25 protein-coding genes and 3 pseudogenes are annotated in these 23,099 nt (G+C 51.1%); 14 read left to right on the plus strand and 14 right to left on the minus strand.

The window, feature by feature from the left end; translation table 11 throughout:
• Positions 1–13 precede the first annotated feature (13 nt).
• The 7 genes from ibaG to SYMBAF_RS02795 form a co-directional block, all read right to left on the minus strand.
• Positions 14–268, minus strand: coding sequence for a BolA family iron metabolism protein IbaG (gene ibaG, locus SYMBAF_RS02765; RefSeq protein WP_037388091.1), 255 nt, complete (start codon positions 266–268; stop codon positions 14–16).
• 417 nt (positions 269–685) lie between these two features.
• The gene (mlaB, locus tag SYMBAF_RS02770; RefSeq protein WP_040263317.1) at positions 686–985 is read right to left on the minus strand and encodes a lipid asymmetry maintenance protein MlaB; all 300 of its coding nucleotides are present in this window, start codon (positions 983–985) and stop codon (positions 686–688) included.
• Complete coding sequence (mlaC, locus tag SYMBAF_RS02775) at positions 985–1,614, minus strand: phospholipid-binding protein MlaC (protein ID WP_040263315.1); 630 nt, start codon at positions 1,612–1,614, stop codon at positions 985–987. Before mlaC ends, mlaB begins: the two co-directional genes overlap by 1 nt.
• Positions 1,615–1,628: 14 nt before the next feature.
• On the minus strand, positions 1,629–2,159 hold the full coding sequence (gene mlaD, locus SYMBAF_RS02780; protein WP_006708128.1) for an outer membrane lipid asymmetry maintenance protein MlaD: 531 nt from the start codon (positions 2,157–2,159) through the stop codon (positions 1,629–1,631).
• A 4-nt stretch (positions 2,160–2,163) separates the two neighbouring features.
• Positions 2,164–2,946, minus strand: a complete 783-nt coding sequence (gene mlaE, locus SYMBAF_RS02785) for a lipid asymmetry maintenance ABC transporter permease subunit MlaE (RefSeq protein ID WP_040263313.1) — start codon at positions 2,944–2,946, stop codon at positions 2,164–2,166.
• 4 nt (positions 2,947–2,950) lie between these two features.
• Positions 2,951–3,766 (minus strand): phospholipid ABC transporter ATP-binding protein MlaF, encoded by an 816-nt coding sequence (mlaF, locus tag SYMBAF_RS02790; RefSeq protein ID WP_040263311.1) that lies wholly within the window; start codon positions 3,764–3,766, stop codon positions 2,951–2,953.
• A gap of 1 nt (position 3,767) precedes the next feature.
• Positions 3,768–3,956 (minus strand): hypothetical protein, encoded by a 189-nt coding sequence (locus tag SYMBAF_RS02795; RefSeq protein WP_040263310.1) that lies wholly within the window; start codon positions 3,954–3,956, stop codon positions 3,768–3,770.
• A 278-nt stretch (positions 3,957–4,234) separates the two neighbouring features.
• Here SYMBAF_RS02795 and SYMBAF_RS02800 point away from each other — a divergent pair, with 278 nt between their 5' ends.
• The 12 genes and pseudogenes from SYMBAF_RS02800 to SYMBAF_RS18060 all read left to right on the plus strand — a co-directional run.
• Positions 4,235–5,212 carry a calcium/sodium antiporter gene (locus tag SYMBAF_RS02800; RefSeq protein ID WP_040263307.1) on the plus strand — a complete coding sequence of 326 codons (978 nt, stop codon included), beginning with the start codon at positions 4,235–4,237 and terminating at the stop codon, positions 5,210–5,212.
• A 16-nt stretch (positions 5,213–5,228) separates the two neighbouring features.
• The gene (gene kdsD / locus SYMBAF_RS02805; RefSeq protein ID WP_040263305.1) at positions 5,229–6,215 is read left to right on the plus strand and encodes an arabinose-5-phosphate isomerase KdsD; all 987 of its coding nucleotides are present in this window, start codon (positions 5,229–5,231) and stop codon (positions 6,213–6,215) included.
• A gap of 17 nt (positions 6,216–6,232) precedes the next feature.
• A complete protein-coding gene (kdsC, locus tag SYMBAF_RS02810; protein ID WP_006708122.1) occupies positions 6,233–6,787 on the plus strand; it encodes a 3-deoxy-manno-octulosonate-8-phosphatase KdsC in 555 nt (184 codons plus the stop codon).
• Positions 6,784–7,362: an LPS export ABC transporter periplasmic protein LptC gene (gene lptC, locus SYMBAF_RS02815; RefSeq protein WP_040263303.1), complete on the plus strand. Its 579-nt coding sequence runs from the start codon at positions 6,784–6,786 to the stop codon at positions 7,360–7,362. The genes kdsC and lptC overlap by 4 nt, the downstream gene beginning before the upstream one ends.
• Positions 7,331–7,870 (plus strand): lipopolysaccharide ABC transporter substrate-binding protein LptA, encoded by a 540-nt coding sequence (lptA, locus tag SYMBAF_RS02820; RefSeq protein ID WP_040263301.1) that lies wholly within the window; start codon positions 7,331–7,333, stop codon positions 7,868–7,870. The genes lptC and lptA overlap by 32 nt, the downstream gene beginning before the upstream one ends.
• 6 nt (positions 7,871–7,876) lie before the next feature.
• On the plus strand, positions 7,877–8,602 hold the full coding sequence (gene lptB, locus SYMBAF_RS02825; RefSeq protein WP_040263299.1) for an LPS export ABC transporter ATP-binding protein: 726 nt from the start codon (positions 7,877–7,879) through the stop codon (positions 8,600–8,602).
• A gap of 50 nt (positions 8,603–8,652) precedes the next feature.
• Positions 8,653–10,086, plus strand: coding sequence for an RNA polymerase factor sigma-54 (gene rpoN / locus SYMBAF_RS02830; protein WP_040263297.1), 1,434 nt, complete (start codon positions 8,653–8,655; stop codon positions 10,084–10,086).
• 24 nt (positions 10,087–10,110) lie between these two features.
• On the plus strand, positions 10,111–10,398 hold the full coding sequence (gene hpf, locus SYMBAF_RS02835) for a ribosome hibernation promoting factor (protein WP_040263296.1): 288 nt from the start codon (positions 10,111–10,113) through the stop codon (positions 10,396–10,398).
• Positions 10,399–10,557: 159 nt separating this feature from the next.
• Positions 10,558–11,019 carry a PTS IIA-like nitrogen regulatory protein PtsN gene (ptsN, locus tag SYMBAF_RS02840; RefSeq protein ID WP_037388085.1) on the plus strand — a complete coding sequence of 154 codons (462 nt, stop codon included), beginning with the start codon at positions 10,558–10,560 and terminating at the stop codon, positions 11,017–11,019.
• 132 nt (positions 11,020–11,151) lie between these two features.
• Positions 11,152–12,006: an RNase adapter RapZ gene (gene rapZ / locus SYMBAF_RS02845; RefSeq protein WP_006708115.1), complete on the plus strand. Its 855-nt coding sequence runs from the start codon at positions 11,152–11,154 to the stop codon at positions 12,004–12,006.
• Positions 12,003–12,275 carry a PTS phosphocarrier protein NPr gene (npr, locus tag SYMBAF_RS02850; RefSeq protein WP_040263295.1) on the plus strand — a complete coding sequence of 91 codons (273 nt, stop codon included), beginning with the start codon at positions 12,003–12,005 and terminating at the stop codon, positions 12,273–12,275. Before rapZ ends, npr begins: the two co-directional genes overlap by 4 nt.
• Positions 12,276–12,329: 54 nt before the next feature.
• Positions 12,330–13,128: pseudogene (locus SYMBAF_RS18060) on the plus strand (IS256 family transposase); the annotation flags it as partial.
• Positions 13,129–13,164: 36 nt separating this feature from the next.
• On the opposite strand, the pseudogene SYMBAF_RS02860 reads toward SYMBAF_RS18060, so the two are convergent.
• From SYMBAF_RS02860 to SYMBAF_RS02885, 6 genes and pseudogenes are all read right to left on the minus strand, one after another.
• Positions 13,165–13,464, minus strand: a pseudogene (locus SYMBAF_RS02860) (transposase); the annotation flags it as partial.
• 186 nt (positions 13,465–13,650) lie between these two features.
• A complete protein-coding gene (gene fis / locus SYMBAF_RS02865; RefSeq protein WP_000462905.1) occupies positions 13,651–13,947 on the minus strand; it encodes a DNA-binding transcriptional regulator Fis in 297 nt (98 codons plus the stop codon).
• On the minus strand, positions 13,929–14,933 hold the full coding sequence (dusB, locus tag SYMBAF_RS02870) for a tRNA dihydrouridine synthase DusB (protein ID WP_040263292.1): 1,005 nt from the start codon (positions 14,931–14,933) through the stop codon (positions 13,929–13,931). Before dusB ends, fis begins: the two co-directional genes overlap by 19 nt.
• Before the next feature lie 347 nt (positions 14,934–15,280).
• Positions 15,281–16,162: a 50S ribosomal protein L11 methyltransferase gene (gene prmA / locus SYMBAF_RS02875; RefSeq protein WP_040263290.1), complete on the minus strand. Its 882-nt coding sequence runs from the start codon at positions 16,160–16,162 to the stop codon at positions 15,281–15,283.
• Between the two features lie 11 nt (positions 16,163–16,173).
• Entirely contained in the window at positions 16,174–17,619 is a 1,446-nt protein-coding gene (gene panF / locus SYMBAF_RS02880; protein WP_040263289.1) for a sodium/pantothenate symporter, read from the minus strand.
• On the minus strand, positions 17,609–17,851 hold the full coding sequence (locus tag SYMBAF_RS02885) for a YhdT family protein (protein ID WP_040263287.1): 243 nt from the start codon (positions 17,849–17,851) through the stop codon (positions 17,609–17,611). Before SYMBAF_RS02885 ends, panF begins: the two co-directional genes overlap by 11 nt.
• 383 nt (positions 17,852–18,234) lie before the next feature.
• Here SYMBAF_RS02885 and queF point away from each other — a divergent pair, with 383 nt between their 5' ends.
• Positions 18,235–19,077, plus strand: a complete 843-nt coding sequence (gene queF / locus SYMBAF_RS02890; protein WP_040263285.1) for an NADPH-dependent 7-cyano-7-deazaguanine reductase QueF — start codon at positions 18,235–18,237, stop codon at positions 19,075–19,077.
• A 35-nt stretch (positions 19,078–19,112) separates the two neighbouring features.
• Here queF and SYMBAF_RS02895 read toward each other — a convergent pair.
• Positions 19,113–19,882 (minus strand): annotated as a pseudogene (locus tag SYMBAF_RS02895) (IS3 family transposase).
• A 275-nt stretch (positions 19,883–20,157) separates the two neighbouring features.
• Between SYMBAF_RS02895 and SYMBAF_RS02900 the strand changes: the two are divergent.
• Positions 20,158–23,094: a putative adhesin gene (locus tag SYMBAF_RS02900; protein ID WP_152609027.1), complete on the plus strand. Its 2,937-nt coding sequence runs from the start codon at positions 20,158–20,160 to the stop codon at positions 23,092–23,094.
• Positions 23,095–23,099 lie beyond the last annotated feature (5 nt).

A 23,099-nucleotide genomic window follows, 5' to 3' on the forward strand; every position in this document is an offset into this window, starting at 1 on the left:
AGGGCAAACCGCCTTAAAATCCGTTGAGTTTGCGGTCTCGCTGCCACTCTTCAGGGGTATATGCTTTGATCGACAAAGCGTGAATGCGGTTGTCCGCGATATATTCCATCAGCGGTGCATAAACCGTCTGTTGTTTTTTGACGCGGCTCATGGCGGCAAAAAGTTCGCCAACCACAATCACCTGAAAGTGGCTACCATCGCCCGTGACATACGCTTCTTCCAGTGCCAATGCCTGCATCAGCACGTCTTTTATCTCGTTATTTTCCATAGTATCCAGTTCTGCAACTATACCCTTCATACTGCAAGCTGCGGGCGAGCGTTGGCTTGCTCCACTGATCCCAGTCACTGACTTAAGTATAAGCTTCTGAGGCTCTGTTGCGTCGCCGCTTTCCTGCAACTCGAATTATCTTGGGTATAAAGGACGGTAAACAGCTTGGTATCTTAGCGGGATAACCGGTTTTCTTAAACTAAGAACCTATCCCATTAGGCTATTTTATTTACCATTTTGGATCTAGGCAGTGCTCACCCTCCTCACGGACTCCCTGTACGCGCTGGTTGTTGCGTGCTGTCCTGGTCCAAACGGGCTGCAACAATGTACGCCTACGGGGATAGGCTCTATAGCAAAAGCCCCTGTTCAACAGAGGCTTGGCGTAAATTAATCGTATTAAAACAGCGAAAAATGCCGCTAACCGGCATCAACAGGCATTATTGTTTGCAGGTTGTACAGCGCCACCAACGTTCTCAGCCGATCGGTCGCGCCGGAAATTTTTAACTCCACGCCGCGCTGATGTTGATGTGCACGTAGATGCACCAGCAACGCCAACCCAGCAGAGTCCACGCGCTGCAATTGTGCCACATCAATCTCGGTTTTATCCGCCAATAATGCGCCCCGTTGTTGCCACAGTGGCAACAGCGTTTCCCGATCCAATACCCCGCGTAAGATCAACGTCTGGAGCTGCGATTCATAGCTGAGTGCCGCCGACATCAGTTTTTTCGATCCAAGGTAATCGGCTGTGCTGCAGCAACCTGCAACTGCTTGGTCAGGCCGTCGATACCCTGAGTTCGCAGCGTGGCAGCCCACTCGTTCTGCTTAGTGGTGATCATGCTGACGCCCTCAGCGATCATGTCATACGCCTGCCAATAACCGGTTTTGGTGTTCTTGCGCCACTGGAAATCCAGACGTACCGGCGGGCGACCGTCATTGTCAATGATAGTCACACGGATCGCCACGATATTAGCATTGTCCACTGGCCGCTCAGGAGCAATCTGGTAACTTTGGCCGTGGTACATCGCCAGCGCCTGGCCATAAGCCTGCTCCAGGTAGGACTGGAAGGCGCTGAAATAAACTTCACGTTGTGCTGGCGTCGCCTCTTTGTAATAGCGGCCCAGCACCAGCGCACCAGCGTATTTGACCTGTACGAACGGCATCAACTCCTGATGAACAATGGTGCGCAGGTAGTTGGGATCCTGCTGGATTTTCGGCTGCTCGGTTTTCAGGCGGCTAAAGGTCTTCTGCGCCGCGTCTTGCATCATACTATACGGGTTGGTCTGATCGGCCGCGTTCGCCAAGGGCGCAATCGCCAGCAGGGCGACCATCAATAAACGTTTAAACATGCAGGTTTCCTCTCTTAATGACTCGGTACAGTGGGTTGCGATGCTACTGTGCCGGCAGCCACATCTCCCGGTTTGGCGCTGTCGCTTTTATACAGGAACTGGCCTACCAGATCTTCCAGAACTATGGCTGACTTGGTGTCCTGAATGGTGTCGCCGTCTTTCAGAATAGCGGTGCCCATATCTGGATCTTCAAAACCGACGTTCAGCGCCAAATACTGCTCCCCCAACAGACCGGCGGTACGGATCGCCAGGGAACTGGTGTCCGGGATCTGGTGGTACTTTTCCTGGATATCCAGCGCCACGCGCGGCGTATAAGTTTTCGTATCAAGCTCTATATTGGCCACGCGACCAATCACCACGCCACCGACTTTCACCGGCGAACGCATTTTCAGCCCGCCGATGTTATCAAAAGCAGCATAGATGCGGTAAGTTGGCTCACTGCCGATCGATTTAATATTCGCTACCTGTAAGCAGATAAACACCATGGCGCACAGCGCAATCAGCATAAATGCCCCAATCCAGATTTCACTTTTCTTCGTTTGCATCGAATCAATTCCCAAACATCAGTGCTGTTAGCACAAAATCCAATCCCAACACCGCCAATGACGAATGTACCACGGTACGGGTCGTTGCCTGGCTAATCCCCGTAGAAGTCGGTACAGCGTCATATCCGTTGAAGATAGCAATCCAAGTGACAGTAATGGCGAATACTACGCTTTTGAGCAGGCAGTTGAGCAGATCTTTTTTCCATTCCACGGCACCTTGCATCGCCGACCAGAAGAAACCGCTGTCGATGCCCTTCCAGTCCACCCCGACGATAGCACCACCCAAGATGCCGAGTGCAACGAAGATAATCGTCAACAGTGGCAAGCTGATCAAACCGGCCCAAAAACGCGGTGCCACGATGCGCCGCAACGGATCGACGGCCATCATTTCCAGGCTGGAGATTTGCTCGGTCGCTTTCATCAGGCCGATTTCTGCGGTAAGCGCAGAACCGGCGCGGCCAGCGAACAGCAACGCGGTCACCACCGGTCCTAACTCTCGCAGCAGCGATAACGCCACCATCATGCCCAGACTGGCCTCGGCGCTGTAAGTGGTGAGCACGATATACCCTTGCAGCCCTAACACCATGCCGATAAACAGGCCAGAAACCATGATGATCAGCAATGACTGCACGCCAATACTGTACATTTGCTTCAACAACAGCGGCCACTGCTTGCGCGGCTCTGGCTGCCCGACCAGCGCGTTGAACAACATCAGCCCGGCACGGCCAAAGCTGGCGCTAGTGTCAATGCATCGGCGTCCTAACGACGCTAACGCCTGTAATAACATGAGGTTATTCACTCCCTAAGCCTAATAGTTCGGTCTGATAGTCACCGGCCGGATAACGGAACGGCACCGGCCCATCGGCAATTCCGTCCAAGAACTGGCGCACACGCGCATCAGGATTGTCCTGTAATTGCTGCGCCGTGCCTTCAGCGATCACCCGATGATCGGCAACGATATAAGCATAATCGGCGATGCTCAACACCTCCGGCACATCATGCGACACTACGATACAGGTGATGCCCAGCGCATGGTTCAGTTCGTCGATCAGTTTGACCAGCACGCCCATGGTGATCGGATCTTGGCCGACGAAAGGTTCGTCGAACATGATCAACTGCGGATCCAACGCTATCGCCCGTGCCAGCGCCGCGCGCCGCGCCATACCACCGGATAATTCATTAGGCATCAGTGCAGCCGCACCGCGCAACCCCACTGCCTCCAACTTCATCAGTACCGTACTATGCAAGAGAGGCTCTGGCAGCTTGCTGTGCTCGCGCAACGGGAAAGCGACGTTTTCAAATACCGTCAGATCGGTGAACAGCGCGCCCGACTGAAACAGCATGCTCATTTTCTTGCGCGCGTCGTACAATGGGTGGCGGGACAATGCGGGAATATTGACACCATCAAACCAGATTTCCCCACGATCCGGCGTCAGTTGACCACCGATTAGGCGCAGCAGCGTGGTTTTACCGATGCCAGACGGCCCCATGATCGCCGTTACCTTACCACGGGGAACCGTTAGGTTGATGTCTTCGAATATTAGTCGATTGCCGCGTGAGAAGCTCATGTTGCGCACGTCGACCAAATTCTTTACTTGGTGGTGCATGTTAATGCTCCTTTAAGTGCGGCACATTTTTGCCAAAGCTACCTGTGATGTGAAGGCAACAGGCACAATGCGTATCATCTTGACAAAAACTGGCCGCCATTTTGCTACCAATGGTGCCATTGATTTTACTTTTACGCGCCACACGGTCAAAATTAGTACCATCCATAAAGAAAAAAATGAAAGTGTGCATATTTTAGTCCATTAACCGGGAAAACCCATCGCGGCGGATTTAAGAGCCTATCCCCGTAGGCGTACATTGTTGCCGCCAGTTTGCACATGGATAGCGCTCAACAACCGGAGTGTACATGCAGTACGTGAGGATGGTGAGCACTGCCCAGGGCCAAAATGGCAAATAACATAGCCTAATGGGATAGGTTTCTTAGTCTGCGCAGCGGTGAGCAAAGCAAGCTAGCCGAGTGACGGCTGTTAACCAACGAACCACAATAATACCCGACTAAAGGACCCTGCATGTTTCTCGCGATAGTATTATTAATCGTTGGTTTATTTTTACTGGTGTATGGCGCAGACCGCTTAGTTTACGGTGCTGCGGTGATTTCACATTCGCTCGGCGTGCCGCCGCTGATCATCGGCATGACCATCGTCGGGATCGGCACCTCGCTACCAGAGTTGATCATCTCGATCACCGCCGCGCTGAACGGGCAAATTGACATGGCATTAGGAAACGTCTTAGGTTCCAACATCGCCAATATTTTACTGGTTCTGGGGGGAACTGCGCTGATCCATCCGCTGGTAGCACACTCAGAAGTGCTGCGGCGCGAACTGCCGTTGATGTTGGCAGTCACCGTATTATGCGGTTTCGTGTTGATGGATAGCCCCCTAAGCCAGTTGGACGGCGTGCTGCTGTTGACCACCGCTGCCGGGTTTATTCTGCTGATGCTGAAAATCGCCCGGCTGGCGCAACGCGAAGGCAGAGACAGCCTGACTGTGGAGCAAATCGCCGAGCTACCGCAAGATAGCAGCAACACGGTGGCGGTGTTGTGGCTGGTACTAGCGTTTATCATTCTGCCGCTATCATCCAAAATGGTGGTCGATAACGCCACAGTGATCGCGCACCATTTCGGTATGAGCGAGTTGGTGGTCGGGTTGACCATCATTGCCATCGGCACTAGCCTACCTGAGTTGGCCACTTCCATCGCTGGTGCACTTAAAGGCGAAGGTGACATGGCGATTGGTAATATCATCGGCTCCAATATTTTTAACACGGTGATCGTGCTGGGTGTTTCCGCTTTGCTGTCTCCAGGCAGCATTGACCCCGCCGCCTTTCAACGCGATTACTGGGTGATGCTGGCCGCCAGTATCCTGCTTAGCGCCCTGTGCATTGGCCGCAAACATCGCATCGGCCATCTAGCGGGCGCTCTGTTATTATGTGGTTTTATTGCGTATCTTGCGCTGTTGTTCTTTAACCCTTTCAGTATATTCGGTTAAACCCAGGGAAGTAAGTATGTCGAGTTTTCAATTGCAACCGGGCTTCGATTTTCAACAAGCTGGCAAAGAAGTGCTCCAGATAGAGTGTGAAGGGTTAGCTCAGCTCGATCGCTATATTGATGCGGACTTCACCCGCGCCTGCGAAACCATCACCGCCTGCTGTGGCAAAGTGGTGGTGATGGGCATAGGCAAGTCCGGGCACATCGGTTGCAAGATCGCCGCCACTTTCGCCAGCACTGGCACCTCCTCATTCTTCGTCCACCCGGCAGAAGCCAGCCATGGCGATCTCGGCATGGTCACCGCGCAAGACATCGTGCTCGCCATCTCCAACTCAGGCGAGTCCAATGAAATTCTGGCGCTGATCCCGGTGTTAAAGCGCCAGCAAATCCCGCTTATCTGCATGACCAACAACCCGGAAAGTACGATGGGCAAGGCAGCGGATATCCACCTGTGCATCAAGGTGCCGCAGGAAGCTTGCCCACTAGGGCTAGCACCGACCACCAGTACCACCGCTACCCTGGTGATGGGTGATGCTCTGGCCGTTGCGTTGCTAAAAGCACGTGGCTTCACCCCGCAAGATTTTGCGCTGTCGCACCCAGGCGGTGCACTTGGCCGCCGGCTGCTGCTGCGGGTGAACGACATCATGCACAGCGGTGATGAAATCCCACACGTCAGCACTGAGGCTTCGCTACGCGATGCGCTGCTGGAAATCACCCGCAAAAACCTGGGCATGACGGTCATCTGTAACGATACGATGAATATTGCTGGCATCTTTACCGATGGCGACCTGCGCCGGGTATTTGATATGGGCATCAATCTCAACGATGCCAAGATCATCGACATCATGACACCGGGCGGCGTGCGAGTGCACCCAAGTATGCTAGCGGTCGACGCGCTGAACCTGATGCAACAACGCCACATTACTGCGCTGCTGGTTGCCGATGGCGACCAGTTGCTGGGTGTGGTACATATGCATGACATGCTGCGCGCCGGCGTCGTTTAATTAGGAAATAGAACGGAATGCGTATGGTAGACACCTGCTACGGGCCAGTAGAGCAAGACGTGATAGCGCGTGCCAGCAAGATCCGCCTGCTGATTTGTGATGTTGATGGCGTGTTGTCCGATGGCCTGATTTTTATGGGCAACCATGGTGAAGAGTTAAAGGCGTTCAACGTGCGCGACGGCTACGGCATCCGCTGCCTGAAAACCTCAGACATTGAGGTGGCGATCATCACTGGCCGCTCCGCCAAACTGCTGGAAGACCGGGCGAAAACCCTCGGCATCAGCCATCTGTATCAGGGACAGTCCGATAAGCGTTTAGCTTTCCACGACCTGTTGGAAAAACTCTCGCTAACGGCGGCTCAGGTGGCCTATATCGGCGATGATCTGATCGACTGGCCAGTGATGGCGCAGGTGGGTTTAGCGGTCGCCGTGGCGGACGCGCACCCCTTGCTGACACCAAAAGCTCACTATGTGACCCGCATTGTCGGTGGTCACGGTGCGGTGCGCGAACTGTGTGACATAATTCTTTTGGCTCAAAATAAGCTGGAGGGGGCCAAAGGGCTGTCGATATGAGCAAAACCAAATTGTGGATCACCCTCCTGCTGGCCGTAATCGCGTTGGCACTGATCGGCTGGAATATGGCGGATTTCAGCGATGACACTGCACCGCAGCCGGTCAACGATCAGACACCAACGTATCAGAGTGAGCACACAGTCACCGTGGTGTACAACCCAGTCGGCAAGCTGAGCTACAAGTTGGTGGCGGAAGACGTGAAATATTATACCACAGGTGAACTGAGCTGGTTTACCCAGCCAGTAATGACGCTGTTCGATAAAGATGCGCTGGCAACCTGGTCAGTGCGCGCCGATCGCGCCAAACTGACTAAAAACCGGATACTGTATCTTTACGGCCATGTCGAAGTGGACAGCCTGACCGCCACCTCGCAGTTGGAAAAAATTAAAACCGACAATGCTCAGGTGGATCTGATCACCCAGGATGTGTCTTCCGATGAAGAAGTGACGCTTTACGGAACAAATTTTACCTCTAACGGCATGAAAATGCGTGGAAATCTGCGGGCCAAAACCGCTGAGTTGATTGATAAGGTTAAGACCAACTATGAAATTCAGAATCAAAAAACCACTCCGTAATCTGTTGATCGCAAGCGTAATTTTGGTCACCAGCGCGCCTGCCCTGGCGCTTAAATCCGACGCCAATCAGCCAGTCGCCATCGATTCGCTCAAACAGTCGCTGGATATGCAAAACAACGTTAGCACCTTCACTGATAACGTGGTGATCAAACAAGGCACCATCGATATCCGTGCGGACAAGGTGGTCGTCACCCACCCGGGCGGCGATCAGAACAAAACCTATATTGAAGCGTTTGGCGACCCAGTCACCTTCCATCAGATGCAGGACAGTGGCAAGCCGGTAAAAGGTCACGCGCAGAAAGTGCGTTATGACGTTGCGACGCAGTTGGTGACCCTAACGGGCAATGCCTATCTGGAGCAACTCGACAGCAATGTGAAAAGCGATCGCATCACCTATCTGGTACAACAGCAGCAAATGCAGGCGTTTAGCGATAAAGGCAAACGCGTGACCACGGTTCTGGTGCCGTCACAGTTGCAAGACAAAAATGGGCAAAATAAGAGTAACTAATCATTTATGGCTACACTCATCGCAGAAAACCTGGCAAAAGCCTACAAAGGCCGCAAAGTTGTTGAAGACGTCAGCCTTAAGGTGAAATCCGGCGAAATCGTCGGCTTGCTGGGGCCGAACGGTGCTGGAAAAACCACCACCTTTTATATGGTGGTCGGTATCGTGCAACGTGATGCCGGGCGTATCGTGATCGACGAAGAAGACATCAGCCTGCTGCCGCTACACGCCCGGGCGCGCCGTGGCATCGGTTATCTGCCGCAGGAGGCCTCGATTTTCCGTTGCCTGAGCGTATACGACAACCTAATGGCGGTGCTGGAGATCCGTGCCGATCTCACCAGCGAGCAGCGCGAAGACCGCGCCAAAGAACTGATGGAAGAGTTTCACATCACCCACCTGCGCGATAGCCTGGGCCAGGCGCTGTCCGGTGGTGAACGCCGCCGCGTCGAGATCGCCCGCGCGCTGGCTGCCAACCCGAAATTCATCCTGTTGGATGAACCCTTCGCCGGAGTTGATCCGATCTCCGTTATCGACATCAAGAAGATCATCGAGCACTTACGTGATAGTGGACTGGGCGTGCTGATCACCGACCACAACGTGCGCGAGACGCTGGATGTGTGTGAACGCGCCTATATCGTCAGTGAGGGCAAACTGATTGCCCACGGCACGCCGGATGCTATTCTGGCTGATGAGCAGGTGAAACGTGTTTACTTAGGCGAAGCATTCCGCCTCTGAGTACCAGCGCGTCATGAAGCACAACGGTTAACGGAAGTAAACTGAAGATTATGAAGCAAGGCTTGCAACTCAGGTTCAGCCAACAACTGGCCATGACCCCACAATTGCAACAGGCTATCCGCCTGTTGCAATTGTCCGCACTGGAGCTTCAGCAAGAGATACAGTTGGCGTTGGAGAGTAATCCCCTGCTTGAGCAGAGCGATCTGCATGATGAAATCGATACCACAGCATCCAAAGACATCGAAGGTCTGGATACCCGCGAGGCACTGGAACAGAAGGAAATACCTGAAGAGTTACCATTGGACGCCACCTGGGATGAGTTCTACACCGCCAGTTCTTCTTCCGGCACTAGCACCGACTACAGCGACGACGAACGGCTATTGTATCAGGGGGAAACCACCCAGACATTGCAAGATCACCTGATGTGGCAACTGGGACTGACGCCGTTTTCCGATACCGATAGCGCCATCGCCACTTCGATCATTGATGCAGTCAACAACACCGGCTATCTCACCGTGCCGCTGGAAGAGATCCTAGAGAGCATGGGTGACGAAACTGTGACCATGGCCGAAGTCGAAGCGGTATTGAAGCGTATACAGCGTTTTGATCCGGTCGGCGTTGCCGCCCGCGATCTACGCGACTGCTTGCTGGTGCAGCTTTCCCAATACGCCAAAGGTACACCGTATCTGGCCGAGGCCCGGTTGGTCATCAGCGAACATCTTGATTTGTTAGCCAACCACGACTTTCGCAGTTTGATGCGGTCAACCCGGCTAAAAGAAGATACACTAAAAGAGGTGATAGCGCTGATTCAGTCGCTCGATCCACGCCCAGGGCAGTCGATCATTACCGATGAATCGGAATACGTCATTCCAGACGTGCTAGTGCGCAAAGCGCAGGATAAATGGATGGTTGAACTTAACGCCGATAGCGTTCCGCATCTGAAGATCAACCAGCAATACGCCGCGCTGGGCAACAGTTCACGCAATGAAGCCGATGACCAGTTTATTCGCAGTAACCTACAGGAAGCCAAGTGGCTGATTAAAAGTCTGGAAAGCCGCAATGAAACCCTGTTGAAGGTCACCCGCTGCATCGTCGATCAGCAGCAGGCATTCTTTGAACAGGGCGAAGAATTGATGAAGCCCATGGTACTAGCAGATATCGCCCAAGCCGTGGAGATGCATGAATCGACAATTTCGCGTGTCACTACGCAGAAGTTTTTGCACAGCCCGCGCGGTATTTTTGAGTTGAAATATTTCTTTTCCAGCCATGTGAATACCGACAGCGGTGGCGAAGCCTCCTCAACGGCGATCCGCGCACTGGTGAAGAAATTGATTACGGCGGAAAACCCCGCCAAACCACTTAGCGACAGTAAACTGGTCACCCTGCTTTCCGCACAGGGGATCATCGTGGCGCGGCGTACCGTCGCCAAATACCGAGAGTCTTTATCCATCCCGCCATCGAACCAGCGTAAACAGTTGGTTTGACCTCTATTAGAGAAGGAAGACACTATGCAGCTCAACATTACTGGACATCACATCGATATCACCGAACCATTGCGCGAGTTCGTCACCAATAAGTTTGCCAAACTCGAACACTATTTCGACCGTATCAATCAGGTGTATGTTGTCTTAAGTGTGGAAAAAATGCAGCAAATCGCGGAAGCGACGGTGCATGTGAATGGTGGCGAGTTGCACGCCTCTTCGGAAGACGAGAATATGTATGCAGCAATTGATACACTGATGGACAAATTGGCACGCCAATTGAGTAAACATAAAGATAAACTGAAGCAACACTGACATTCTGACCCCTTTTCCATCTGGGATCATGCTTAAGGCAACTTCAGTGATCAGCGCGTTACCTGTTGGGTAACGCGCCATATGGTAACCAGGGTTAAAACAGGCGAAAAATCACCTTGCTGGGCAATGCTCTGGTACGTGGTTTTAAGTGAAGATGAGATGAACAACGAATATAGGCAATTAAGCTCGGTGCTAAACATCGAGTGCACTAAAAGCGCGGTACACTGCGCCAGTAAAAAGCGGGCTTTGGAGATTATCAGCGAACTGGCGGCCATTCAGTTCAACCTACCGCCGCTGGTGGTGTTTGACGCGGTGCTCACCCGGGAGCGCATGGGCAGCACCGGTATCGGCAACGGTATCGCCATTCCCCATGGCAAACTGGAAGAGGATACATCGCAGGCCGTTGGCGTGTTTATTCGTCTCGACCAACCTATTGCCTTTGATGCCATCGACAACCAACCGGTTGATCTGCTGTTCGCTTTGTTAGTGCCAGCCGATCAGTGCAAAACACATTTGCATACCTTATCGCTAGTCGCCAGACGCCTGGCCGATAAAAGCGTATGCCGCCGTCTGCGTGCGGCGCAGAGTGACGAAGAACTTTACCAAATCATCACTGAGTGATATCTCGCTAACGTGACTTACCGTCAGGATAGTGGATACTGTTTCACCATGATGGATCCCGGCTCTTGCCGAAATTAATAATGTTTCTAGCAGTGGTAATGGATGCCACCAAAATAGCAGGGGAGTAACCACATGGTGCTGATGATTGTCAGCGGCCGTTCCGGTTCAGGGAAATCCGTCGCCTTGCGGGCGCTGGAGGACATGGGTTTTTACTGCGTTGATAACCTGCCTGTAGTGTTACTGCCGCAGCTTGCCAATACGCTAGCGGAACGCAACAGCTCCGCCGCAGTGAGCATCGACGTACGCAACATGCCGGAATCGCCGGAGGTATTCGAATACGCCATGACTCAACTGCCGAGCAGCTTCTCACCACAGCTACTGTTCCTCGACGCTGATCGCAATACGCTGATTCGCCGCTACAGTGATACCCGACGCCTACACCCACTCTCCAGCAAAAAACTGTCATTGGAAAGCGCTATTGATGAAGAAAGCGACTTACTTGAGCCGTTGCGCTCACGGGCCGATTTGATCATCGATACCTCGGAAATGTCAGTACATGAACTGGCCGAAATGCTACGCACCCGCCTGCTGGGCAAACGCGAGCGTGAGCTGACCATGGTGTTTGAATCCTTCGGCTTCAAGCACGGCATCCCGATCGATGCCGACTACGTGTTCGACGTGCGCTTCCTACCGAATCCGCACTGGGATCCTAAGCTGCGGCCGATGACAGGTCTAGACAAACCGGTGGCATCGTTCCTCGATCGCCATACCGAAGTGCACAACTTTATCTACCAGACGCGTAGCTATCTGGAGCAGTGGCTAGCGATGCTGGAGACCAACAACCGCAGTTACCTGACAGTAGCGATAGGCTGTACCGGCGGCAAACACCGTTCGGTCTACGTAGCGGAACAGTTGGCCGATTACTTCCGCTCACGTGGCAAGAACGTGCAATCGCGCCATCGCACGCTGGAAAAACGCAAACAGTGACGGTCAGGCAAACGGTTAAAATTAAAAACAAGCTGGGCATACATGCCCGCCCGGCGATAAAGCTGTTCGAGCTGGTGCAAAGTTTCGACGCCGAGGTGATGTTGCGTAACGACAGCGGCATCGAGGCCGAGGCCAGCAGCGTCATCGCACTGCTGATGCTGGATTCCGCCCAGAGGCGGCATATAGAAGTTGAAGCGACCGGCCCGGACGAAGTGAAAGCGCTAGCCGCCGTGGTCGAGCTGTTCAACTCTGGCTTTGATGAAGACTGATCTTTAGAAAAAACGCTCAACGGAGCCTGTACCGAAAATTGTGTAAATGCCCATACTCCGACGCTGATATCGAAAGTCACCGATACCGTTATTGACCGGGTAACCGCCTGGCGTAGCAGACCGTTGGATAATCTCTATCCCATTGTTTGTCTGGACTGTATTGTCATAAAAGTCCGCCAGAATGGCAGCGTAATAAACAAAGCCGTTTTCCTGGCACTGGGTATCAACACCGAAGGCCGGAAAGAGTTGCTGGGGATGTGGCTGGCCGAAAATGAAGGCGCAAAGTTCTGGCTGAATGTGCTGGCGGAGCTGAAAAATCGTGGCCTTCAGGACAACTGATTGCCTGCGTGGACGGTCTGAAGGGCTTCCCGGATGTGATAAACAGCGTCTATCCGCAGACGCATATCCAGCTGTGCATCATCCACATGCTGCGTAACAGCCTGAAATACGTGGCGTGGAAAGACTACAAAGCCATCACAGGCGGGCTGAAAACGGTTTACCAGGCACCGACTGAAGCGGCTGCGCTGATGGCACTGGATAAGTTCGCGGAGGCCTGGGACGACAGATACCCGCAAATCAGCAAAAGCTGACGTGCACACTGGGAAAATTCAGCTATCCACCCGATATACGCAAGGCAATCTACACGACGAATGCCATCGAATCGCTGAACAGCGTGATCCGCGCAGCCATCAAGAAGCGCAAAGTGTTCCCGACAGACGACTCGGTGCGAAAAGTGATTTATCTGGCAATCAAGGATGCGTCAAAAAAATGGAGTATGCCGATCCAGAACTGGCGGCGGGCGATGAGTCGTTTTATTATCGAGTTCGGTGACCGCCTGAGTGATCACCTTTAATACGCTGGCAGTTACACAGAATTATTTACAGGGTCTAATACGTGTCTGGTTTTTCTTAATCAGTTGCGGTTCTAAGGTATTTTCACGGTCACGCAGCGTGTTCAGTTCGATCTCGCCGTCATCGCAGAGCAGCGTTTTTGACGAGTAGCCATTGCGGGTGTTGGTGCCGGTTTTAGGTGCATTTTTCTCATGCCCGAGATGGTCAGTCAGTTCCGCATTGAGCGCTGTTTCGACGGTTAATTTCGTCAGCATCCGGGAAAACTGATTGAGGTCGGCTTCGGTTTTAAGGCCTTTAGCCAGTTCCGCCGCAAGGGCTCTGAGTTTCTTGTCGTCCATAATTTGCCTGTCTCCGTTGTTGGAGTGAACATATCAAAAACAGGCAATTACACAATTTAAATGACAGGCTCGCCCTTGTTTTTATGCTTTGTGCATTGTTCGGAAATTCATGTATAAACATAGAAGAAAAAGGCGCTAACCAAACAAGGTAAAAGCGCCTTTTTTCAACATGTTAACTAACTAGTATCAGTTCATGCCGTATTTTTTCAGTTTTTTACGTAACGTACCACGGTTGATGCCCATCATCAGAGCAGCACGGGTTTGGTTGCCGCGGGTGTATTGCATCACCATGTCCAACAGTGGCTGTTCAACTTCAGCCAACACCAGTTCATACAGATCATTAACGTCTTGACCATTCAGTTGAGCAAAATAGTTCTTCAGTGCTTGTTTCACTGAGTCACGCAGAGGCTTTTGAGTCACTTGATCTTGTGAATTAACTGTTGAAACGGTCAGTACGTCAGAATTTACGCGTTGTTCGAACATAGTTCTGTCAGCTCTTTTTTTACGCTAAGATTTTCGAAATATGCCTCCAACGCCTCCAGCTGTTCGCTGGCATCCTCTATGGCGTTGAATGTGCGCCGAAACTGGTCATTCGGGGCATGTTCCTGAAGATACCAGGACACGTGCTTACGGGCAATCCGGGCTCCCTTGCCTTGGCCGTAAAAGCCGTGCAATTCCCGAATATGCTTTATCAACAAGCGCTTTACCTCACCAAGTGGCATCGGTGGCAGCAGCTCCCCAGTGTCCAGATAATGCTGGATTTCCCGGAAGATCCAGGGTTTCCCCTGAGCCGCTCGGCCTATCATCAGGGCATCAGCCCCGGTGTAGTCGAGCACTGCTCTGGCTTTATGCGGATCAGTAATGTCCCCATTCGCGATAATTGGTATGGAGACATTCTGCTTAGCTGCCCGAATGCTATCGTACTCCGCGTTGCCGTTGAACAGGCAGGCACGGGTTCGGCCATGAATAGTCAGGGCCTGTATACCACAGTCTTCGGCCAGTTGGGCAATTTCTACACAGTTACGGTGTTCTGGTGCCCAGCCAGTGCGGATCTTAAGTGTCACCGGCACATCCACAGCATTTACTACCGCGTGGAGGATCTGTTTAACCAGATCTGGATACTGAAGCAAAGCAGACCCTGCAAGCTTCCGGTTCACTTTCTTAGCTGGGCAACCCATATTGATGTCGATGATCTGTGCGCCACTGGCCACATTAATACGTGCCGCAGCGGCCATGTCATCTGGATCGCACCCAGCAATCTGCACGGAACGGAGCCCAGGTTCATCGCTATGCACCATGCGCAGACGCGACTTATCCGTTCGCCACACCTCTGGGTTAGAGGAGAGCATTTCGGATACAGCCATCCCAGCACCCATCGTATGACATAACGCTCTAAACGGACGATCGGTGATACCGGCCATCGGGGCGGCAATCAGGCAATTTGTAAGCTGGTAGTGTCCAATGCGCATAGACAAAGAGTAAACCATACTGGTCCGCAAGGGCGCGTATATTACGCATTTTTGCGTTGAGATGAAAGGCCAAGTTTTGAGCAATTAACCTTAATTCATTATAAAAAATGTGCCTTATGGTAATTCACGAGGATATTATTGTTTATTATCAGTAACTTGTATTTGTCTGTTTGTTTTTGTAGGCGTTAAAATATTCGCCATTGCAAGGGATATTATCGGTATTTTCGGTCATTTTATCCTTTGGTCTGGATTGTCGGCCTTTGTCGGGGCGTTCATCTCTGGGGCGGAGGACAAGTAAAAATCCACCGGTATAGCTGGGTGGATTTCGTGATATTTCGCTGTAGGTGCTATTTACGACAGCCAGTGATGCGGCACCATTCTTCACGCTCGGCAATTGCGTCGAGGACAAACTGCTCTTCGTAAGCTTCTGCCACGCTTGTCGCTTGGCTGGCCAGTATGCCGGACAGGCCCAGATGACCACCGCTTTTGGGTAGGCAGCCGATCAACGGTGCCAGTTCGCGCAGCGGGCCAGCCAGAATGTTTGCCACCACCACGTCCGCCAGGAGTTCGGCCGGCTGGTCATTTGGCAGATACAGCGCCAGGCGCTCTGAAACACCGTTACGTTGTGCATTATCACGACTGGCCTGAATGGCTTGGGGATCGATGTCAATGCCGATAGCGCGTTCTGCACCGAGCTTCAGCGCAGCAATCGCGAGAATGCCGGATCCACAGCCAAAGTCGATGACGGTTTTGCCCGCCAGATTGAGGCCGTCCAGCCACTGCAAGCAGAGCGCGGTGGTTGGATGGGTGCCGGTGCCAAACGCCAAGCCAGGATCGAGTATCACGTTGACCGCGTCTGGATCAGGTACATCGCGCCAGCTTGGACAGATCCACAGGCGATCGCCGAAGCGCATCGGGTGAAAGTTGTCCATCCACTCGCGCTCCCAGTCCTTGTCTTCCAATTGATCAACCTGATGGCGGAAACCCGCACCCAGCAAGGGGTGTTGTTCCAGCATCGCCACCACCTCGGCCATGTTGGTTTCGGCATCATACAGGCCGATCACATCGGTATCGCCCCACAGCAGGGTCTCTCCCGGCAGCGGTTCGAACACCGGGTTATTGTGTGTGTCTTGAAAGGTCACCGACACCGCGCCGCTTTCCACTAGCACATCGCTCAGGTCTTCAGCCTGGCTGCCGATAGTGTTGAGTTTTAGTTGGATCCAAGGCATAGCAATTCTCTTCAAGAGGGTAAGGATGACGCCACACGACGTTTTTCGCCAACAACGTTGCCGATATAAAACGCCAGCAGGCTAAGCAACAGAGCAGGCACGATAGGGTGTAGCCCGGCTGGCTGAAGGCCAAAGCTGGCCAATAGCGTATAGCATACCGCACCTGATGCCATTGAGCTAAGCGCCCCCTGAGCATTGGCGCGTTGCCAATATAGCCCTAGTACCAACGGCCACAGGAACACCGCTTCTAGCCCGCCGAAGGCAAGCAAGTTCAGCCAGATGATCATTTCCGGTGGATGCCAGGCTGCCAGCAGCACCAGCCAGCCGAGGATCAAGGTGGTCAGATTGGATAAACGCTTTATCATCCGCGCGTTGTGTATGTGATGCGGTCGCACGCCAAGATAAAGATCTTTGACGATGGTGGCGGAAGATTGCAACAATTGGGCGTTGATGGTGGACATGATTGCCGCCAGCGGTGCTGCCAGAAAGATGCCAGCAGCATAAGGTGGCAGCACGGTGACCATCAGCGTTGGGATCACTTGATCAGGGATTTTCAGATCCGGCAACACCGCGCGGCCCAGTGCGCCAGCCAGATGCATGCCGAGCATCAGTAGTGCCACCACCACGGTGCCAAGAATGATACCGCGATGTACCGCCTTGCTGTCTTTATATGAGATACAGCGCACGGCAGTGTGGGGCAGGCCAATCACCCCGAAGCACACCAAGACCCAAAATGAGGCCATAAATGGTAGGCTGAGGATCTGATCACCGCCCTGAGGCGACACTAGCGCCGGGTCGATCTGCTGTAGCTTATCTATCGCGTGGTGCAATCCACCGGCGGCGTGGATCACCGCTCCCAGCAGTAAGACAGTGCCAAGCAGCATCACCAGACCCTGCATGGCATCGTTGAGCACGCTGGCACGGAAGCCGCCAAAGGCGGTATAGAGCACGATACTGATGCCGAAAATCAGCAGGCCAATGTTGTAGGGGATACCCACAGCACTTTCCAACAGGCGGGCACCACCGATAAACTGCACAGTCATGGCACCGAGGAACGCTACCAGCAGGCTGAGGCTGGCTAGCCAAACCAACATTCGGCTCTGGAAGCGGCCATACAGCATGTCGTTGAGGGTAATGGCATTATAGCGCCGCGCCAGAATGGCGAACTTCTTACCCAGTACGCCGAGTGACAGCCACACCGCCGGTAGTTGGATCATCGCCAGCAGCACCCATCCCAAGCCGTATTTGTACGCTGCGCCGGGGCCGCCGATAAACGAACTGGCGCTGATGTAGGTGGCAGTCAGGGTCATCGCCAGCATAAAGCCTCCCATCGAACGATTGCCGAGGAAGTATTCGTTAAGGAAATTACCGCTTTGGCGGTGGCCGTAGGCGTAGACAGACAGGCCGAATACCAGCAGCAGGTAGGCGATCAGCGGTATGATCACTTCAGTTTGCATCACCGTCCTCCAGGGAAATATCGCGGAAGACGAGCCGCACCATCAGCCAGCACAGGGCGATAAACCCCAGGGGCACCAGCAGACAAGCCATCTCGAACCAATGCGGTAAACCAGTGATACCGTTTACGCTGTCCGGCAGGTAGGCAGCCAACGACCAAACTAGCAGGTAAAGCAGCGTCAGGCCCAGTGTCCAGCGCGCTTCGCGGTGAGCTTGAATAAAGCGTTTGTCCATCCTTGTCTCCCATAGATTTATGGTGATGGATTTAGCGAAAGTAGTGAATTTTACGGCATGATGGCGTTTTGCCAAGCCGTTACCTTATCCTGAGATGAAAAAGAAAAAGGTGGGTGATTTGCAATATCCCAAAATTCGACAGTAGAAAATCAATGGGCCATTTATCAGAGATGCAAAAAATGATATAAAATCATCATCTTATTTTTTTATCACTTGATACACAAAGGTATCGTAGTGGCCGATCGGGCAGCGCGCTGTTTGGCTTATTTCTTTAGAGATCATGATCAAGGTAAGCTACATCGAAGAGGGCGGGGGCCGATTTACGCCGCTCGAAACCCGTTTAACGGCTACATCCAGTACCGATCACACAAGGCACAATGAATATGCATATCAAAAAACAAGATAAAATCACTCATCTTGGCAGTAACTCGGACTATCCAGATCACTATGCTCCAGCGTTACTCGAAGCTTTGCCCCGCGCTCGTGGTAGGGATCTGATCGGTGTGAATGAACATAACCTGCCGTTCAGCGGCTTCGATCTGTGGACTGCTTTCGAACTTTCCTGGCTCAACGCCAAAGGCAAACCGGTGGTGGGGATAGGGGAATTTACCTTGCCACACTCCTCCACCAACTTGATCGAATCTAAATCTTTCAAGTTGTACCTCAACAGTTTTAACCAAACGCGTTTCGACAGTGTGGAAGCGGTGAACACTGTGATGCAAAAAGATCTCTCGCAGGCGGCCAACGGCTTGGTCGGGGTTAAACTCTATCCGGGGCTGGATGGCTATTCAACGCAGATCGATCATCTACCGGGTGTCAATATTGATGATCTGGATATCGCCATTGATGACTATGCCTTCAAATCGGAATGTCTGCACGGTGCGGCCAGCGAACAGGCAGAATGGGTAACAGAGACGCTGTCCTCCCATCTGTTAAAGTCCAACTGCCCGGTGACTCATCAACCGGATTGGGGCAGCGTGGTCATTCACTACCAAGGCCGGAAAATCGATCGCGAGCGCCTGCTGCGCTACCTGATCTCGTTTCGCCAACATAACGAATTCCACGAGCAGTGCGTCGAGCGTATATTCAACGACATCAAGCAATACTGCCAGCCGGAGAAACTCAGCGTTTTCGCCCGCTATACCCGCCGTGGCGGTTTGGACATCAACCCCTTCCGTAGCGACTTCGAAGCAGTGCCGGTTCTCGGTCGTCTGGTCAGGCAATAAGTCGTTCTGTTCATGCTGCCGTAAGGGTGTAGTGGTCAACTCATTTTGGCCACGCGACCTGACTGTGCGTAGAACAGTCGCTCAGGTTCATTTGGTGTTAAGCCGCCGATATACCCGTGGGGGCGAAGAACGCTGTAGTACCCCGTGATGTAGCGGATTATGGATGATTGTGCTTCTGCCAGACTCCCGTAGCCCGTCGTCGGTACCCATTCACTCTTCAGACTGCGGAAGAACCGCTCCATCGGGCTGTTATCCCAGTCGTTACCCCTGCGGCTCGCACTCTGTATTATCCGCTAGCGCCACAACATCTGGCGATACTTACGGCGGGTATAGTGCTACCCTGATCACTATGGAACATCACACCCTCAGGGCGACCACGTAGTTCCCAAGCCATCTGGAGAGCCTTGGCAGTCAGTGCCGTATCTGGCGAGTACGACATCGCCCAACCCACAGGTTTACGAGCGAACAAGTCCAGAACTACCGCTAGATAAGTCCAGCATTTGCCTGTCCAGATATAGGTCACGTCGCCACACCAAACTTGGTTCGGCGCTGTAACCGCGAATTGGCGGTCGAGAAGATTGGGTATCTCAACGTGTTTGTTGCTCCCTCGCTTGTATTTGTGAGCGGGTTTCTGGCAACTGGCGATGCCCAGCTCTTTCATCAGCTTGCGAAGTGACTTTACCCATCGGCTAATGGCCGACGGACTGACGTTCATCGCCTTCGCAGCTTCTGAATAAGTGTAATTCTGGTCGAGAACCCGTTTTGCAGTCTCGAGTTTAAATTCAGCAGTAAATATTTTACTCATTGGTTCACCTGTAAGAGTTTGAGGTGAGCGAAGAAAGATAACGCATAGGCAACTTGAAGAATGACGGGTATACAAGATTATTATAATTAAGAATATAATCTAATAATTATTTACAATTGGGTTGTTTTAATAATGATTCTGCTCAATACATTATGATTTTTTCCTTTTTTAGTAATAAATCACTTTATACAAGAAGTATTATTTCAGATAGGGTTGTATAAAAACCACATCAAAGGTGAATTTTTTTTTGACGAAGAGGTTAGGGTAAGAAAGGTATGCCAAAAATATCCCCGATTTATAATCAGCACCGCCAAGCTATAGGCAATCATACAATGCGCTTGGACAGAAAACAGGGTGGGCAGGAATTACAGAATGAGCGTGTGAAAAAAACAGCCATGCAACCCGGTCGCCATAAAAAAAACATTGACAGACAAAATGTTGCACATGCAGCTTTGCAGTTACTCTCCGTCCTCAGTTCAATGCGGAATAGCAATATAACTCCAGCAATATCATCCAAAAGGGCCGATGAACTTTCAATGAAAGAAAGAATTACCCATGTCGATGAGAGATATAAACCACATGGGGCTGAGCAGGTAATTCACCAAGAGACAGGAAAAAATAAAAAACAGAATACCAGGGAGAAAGAAAATGGCGACCCCCGATCTGGTGTCTGGCCGTCTGGAGACACTAAAAAATATCCAGGCTACAATATTGACACATCATTGCAGCCACAGAATCGAAATATTCCGCTTCCAGAATCTGGTTTGACTACATTAACAAACCATATTGATAGTAAAATCGCCACAATGCTGAATTCAATCAGTAATGTAATACATGAAGCAGGACAATTTATATCCCGGAATGACCCTCTTCGATTCCCGGCTGCGGATGCATTATCTGCAATAGGAAATCAAAGGGCAGGTAACACTAGGGCGTTGAGTCGACTTCCTCGTTATGTAGTCTTTTTCCCAAAAACTACCACACCCCCCCCCGTACCTGATGACGTGAAAATTGTCAGATTGTATGATTATTCCTGTATGAATAACGGGGAGAATCTGGGGTTCTCACAAATATTGCGCCATGTCGGTAAAAGCCTTCAAGACCCTTTCACAATGATGGCTATTGAAATTAAAAAAATTTACAATTGGAATAAAGGTTTCGGCTGCCCCGAACCCGATGAGATAAGCAAGATTACCCGTATTACCAAAATGGTTAATGTTATTGTTTCTCAGTTAGTTGCTTTATTGCCCGGTAGCCAGGCTCTGGCTATTACACAATATATTATCGGGCCATTGCTTGAACGAGCAGCGAACGATCTGGAGGGAAAACCCACATCGCCTGAGCAAGAGTTTTCACTGATACAGCAAGTGACTCAGCAGGCCAGATTCAGCATTATGACAACAAACCATAGGGAACAGATGCATCTTAAAACCCCCCCGATCTCAATACGAAAAGAGCCTCGGGTAGATTTGCCCATTTTCCATATAAAAGACGGTGTTAATCATATTAATTTGGAAAACAATGGTAAGGTTTACAGCGTTCCTGTCAGTGAGCGCAATGGGAAAATCTTTGCTTTTGTTCCAAAAGGGACTGAAAGTGGCGGAAAACGGCATCAGGTCTATTTCAACCATCTGGCCCAGAAATGGGAAAGGACGGGTGATGGCAAGTTTAATCGTTTCAGTAAGCGGGAACAGCGAATAGTACACAAATATTCCCTCGGAACCTATCATCGTTATCAGCCTAAAATGACTGATAGAACAGCAGTATATAGTGTCATAAATCCATTTTCTTCCCGACCTAAAAGGTTAAGTGCAGTTGAGATTCTTGGCCGATTGGTGCCATATCGTTATGACTTTACAACAGGTAAGTCGTTTATTTACGACCCTCTGGTTGGTGGTCATGCTCATGAAATTGTATTAGCGCAAAACGAATGGCATTTGAAGATACAACCCAGTAAAAAAATCAGGTTTGAATCTCTATATTGCCCTGAATATGGTAGGAACCTAAATGTTGCCGTTGTCCGGAAAGTAAAGGGGCGGGAAATACTGGCTCAGGTAAACCCTAATACGGGTATCTTCTGGGGAAAAAAATTCTTCCGGGATGAAGTCGGAAATCTCAAATCCGTTTCATCCAAACTGAAGAATAAAGAGCTTAGACAAAAACCAACAAAAGGAGATAATTCTCCTGGCTATAAAATAGTGGAGTCATCTGTCGGAGCGAGCAATACCATTCCTCTTTTGGGTGATAAATATCCATTCATTTTAAAAGAAAATGTGGGGGGGATCTACATTAAATATAGTACTTCCTTTCCAGAGGGAAGTAAGAATGTTGAATCGTTAGTCGTATCTGCGCACGGCGGATTTATTGATAGTGATACCAGCACTCCAGTTGTATCACTACCTTCAGATATGGTTATTAAGATGCTAACTCCACATGGTACAAAGCTTTTTGACCCCGGGTTGGATAATGTGGTTAATGCGGGTGAAAAATTACGGGCTTATGTGACATTTAAGCGTGGTAAGGTTACCGATGTAGACTTTATCCCACAAGATAATAATTCAGAATGGAAATACTCTGGTGATTATTCCCCTGGTGATATTTTGAATACTCAGGGAAGGAAGGATGGACTACAAAATTATAGGCATTACAGATATGAAGGTGAGAGTGATGAACACATTGCCAATGTTTTGATGAAAAACCGTGCTCTTGCCAAAAAAGGAGAGGCGGATTTGACTGATGTGCTCACTGTAAATGATAAATTTTCAGATATAGGAGATACTTCCCTCTCAGAAGCAAGTTTGCAGAAAATTATAGATTTAGATAGGGAGGGTAAATTAATCAATGCCAATGGTGACCGCTATAAAAGCATTATTTTTTCACACTGTAGGAATCATTTTCTTAGATCGGAATCGAGTATTTCTACCTATAGTATAGAGAAAATCGAAAATCCGCAGACACAAGGTCTACCCAAAGGCGCAACAATGAGTGAGATCACGATAACCAGGCTGCATCGGGCTGCTGTGGATAAGCCGTTTGAAAAAGAAATACTTTCGATGGGCTACTTTGCGTTCATACCTGTCAACAGGGTTGACGATAAAAAACGCGGGAGCAAAGCATGGCTAGCTGGCGTAAAAAACGCCATCGACTTGTCCGCGATACCGCCGATGCCGCAACAATTTTCCCGGAGCCACTGGCCCGGCAAACAGCGCTAACCCCA

The organism is Serratia symbiotica (assembly GCF_000821185.2).
Taxonomy (GTDB): Bacteria; Pseudomonadota; Gammaproteobacteria; order Enterobacterales; family Enterobacteriaceae; genus Serratia; species Serratia symbiotica.

Coding starts and splice junctions, on each gene's coding strand:
- kdsC (WP_006708122.1), top strand. CDS start 6,233: ATGCGTATGGTAGACACCTGCTACGGGCCAGTAGAGCAAGACGTGATA.
- prmA (WP_040263290.1), bottom strand. CDS start 16,162: ATGCCTTGGATCCAACTAAAACTCAACACTATCGGCAGCCAGGCTGAA.
- ibaG (WP_037388091.1), bottom strand. CDS start 268: ATGGAAAATAACGAGATAAAAGACGTGCTGATGCAGGCATTGGCACTG.
- ptsN (WP_037388085.1), top strand. CDS start 10,558: ATGAACAACGAATATAGGCAATTAAGCTCGGTGCTAAACATCGAGTGC.
- SYMBAF_RS02900 (WP_152609027.1), top strand. CDS start 20,158: ATGCCAAAAATATCCCCGATTTATAATCAGCACCGCCAAGCTATAGGC.
- queF (WP_040263285.1), top strand. CDS start 18,235: ATGCATATCAAAAAACAAGATAAAATCACTCATCTTGGCAGTAACTCG.
- mlaC (WP_040263315.1), bottom strand. CDS start 1,614: ATGTTTAAACGTTTATTGATGGTCGCCCTGCTGGCGATTGCGCCCTTG.
- rapZ (WP_006708115.1), top strand. CDS start 11,152: ATGGTGCTGATGATTGTCAGCGGCCGTTCCGGTTCAGGGAAATCCGTC.
- SYMBAF_RS02800 (WP_040263307.1), top strand. CDS start 4,235: ATGTTTCTCGCGATAGTATTATTAATCGTTGGTTTATTTTTACTGGTG.
- SYMBAF_RS02795 (WP_040263310.1), bottom strand. CDS start 3,956: ATGCACACTTTCATTTTTTTCTTTATGGATGGTACTAATTTTGACCGT.
- rpoN (WP_040263297.1), top strand. CDS start 8,653: ATGAAGCAAGGCTTGCAACTCAGGTTCAGCCAACAACTGGCCATGACC.
- lptC (WP_040263303.1), top strand. CDS start 6,784: ATGAGCAAAACCAAATTGTGGATCACCCTCCTGCTGGCCGTAATCGCG.
- panF (WP_040263289.1), bottom strand. CDS start 17,619: ATGCAAACTGAAGTGATCATACCGCTGATCGCCTACCTGCTGCTGGTA.
- SYMBAF_RS02885 (WP_040263287.1), bottom strand. CDS start 17,851: ATGGACAAACGCTTTATTCAAGCTCACCGCGAAGCGCGCTGGACACTG.
- hpf (WP_040263296.1), top strand. CDS start 10,111: ATGCAGCTCAACATTACTGGACATCACATCGATATCACCGAACCATTG.
- mlaE (WP_040263313.1), bottom strand. CDS start 2,946: ATGTTATTACAGGCGTTAGCGTCGTTAGGACGCCGATGCATTGACACT.
- mlaB (WP_040263317.1), bottom strand. CDS start 985: ATGTCGGCGGCACTCAGCTATGAATCGCAGCTCCAGACGTTGATCTTA.
- lptA (WP_040263301.1), top strand. CDS start 7,331: ATGAAATTCAGAATCAAAAAACCACTCCGTAATCTGTTGATCGCAAGC.
- lptB (WP_040263299.1), top strand. CDS start 7,877: ATGGCTACACTCATCGCAGAAAACCTGGCAAAAGCCTACAAAGGCCGC.
- fis (WP_000462905.1), bottom strand. CDS start 13,947: ATGTTCGAACAACGCGTAAATTCTGACGTACTGACCGTTTCAACAGTT.
- kdsD (WP_040263305.1), top strand. CDS start 5,229: ATGTCGAGTTTTCAATTGCAACCGGGCTTCGATTTTCAACAAGCTGGC.
- mlaD (WP_006708128.1), bottom strand. CDS start 2,159: ATGCAAACGAAGAAAAGTGAAATCTGGATTGGGGCATTTATGCTGATT.
- mlaF (WP_040263311.1), bottom strand. CDS start 3,766: ATGCACCACCAAGTAAAGAATTTGGTCGACGTGCGCAACATGAGCTTC.
- dusB (WP_040263292.1), bottom strand. CDS start 14,933: ATGCGCATTGGACACTACCAGCTTACAAATTGCCTGATTGCCGCCCCG.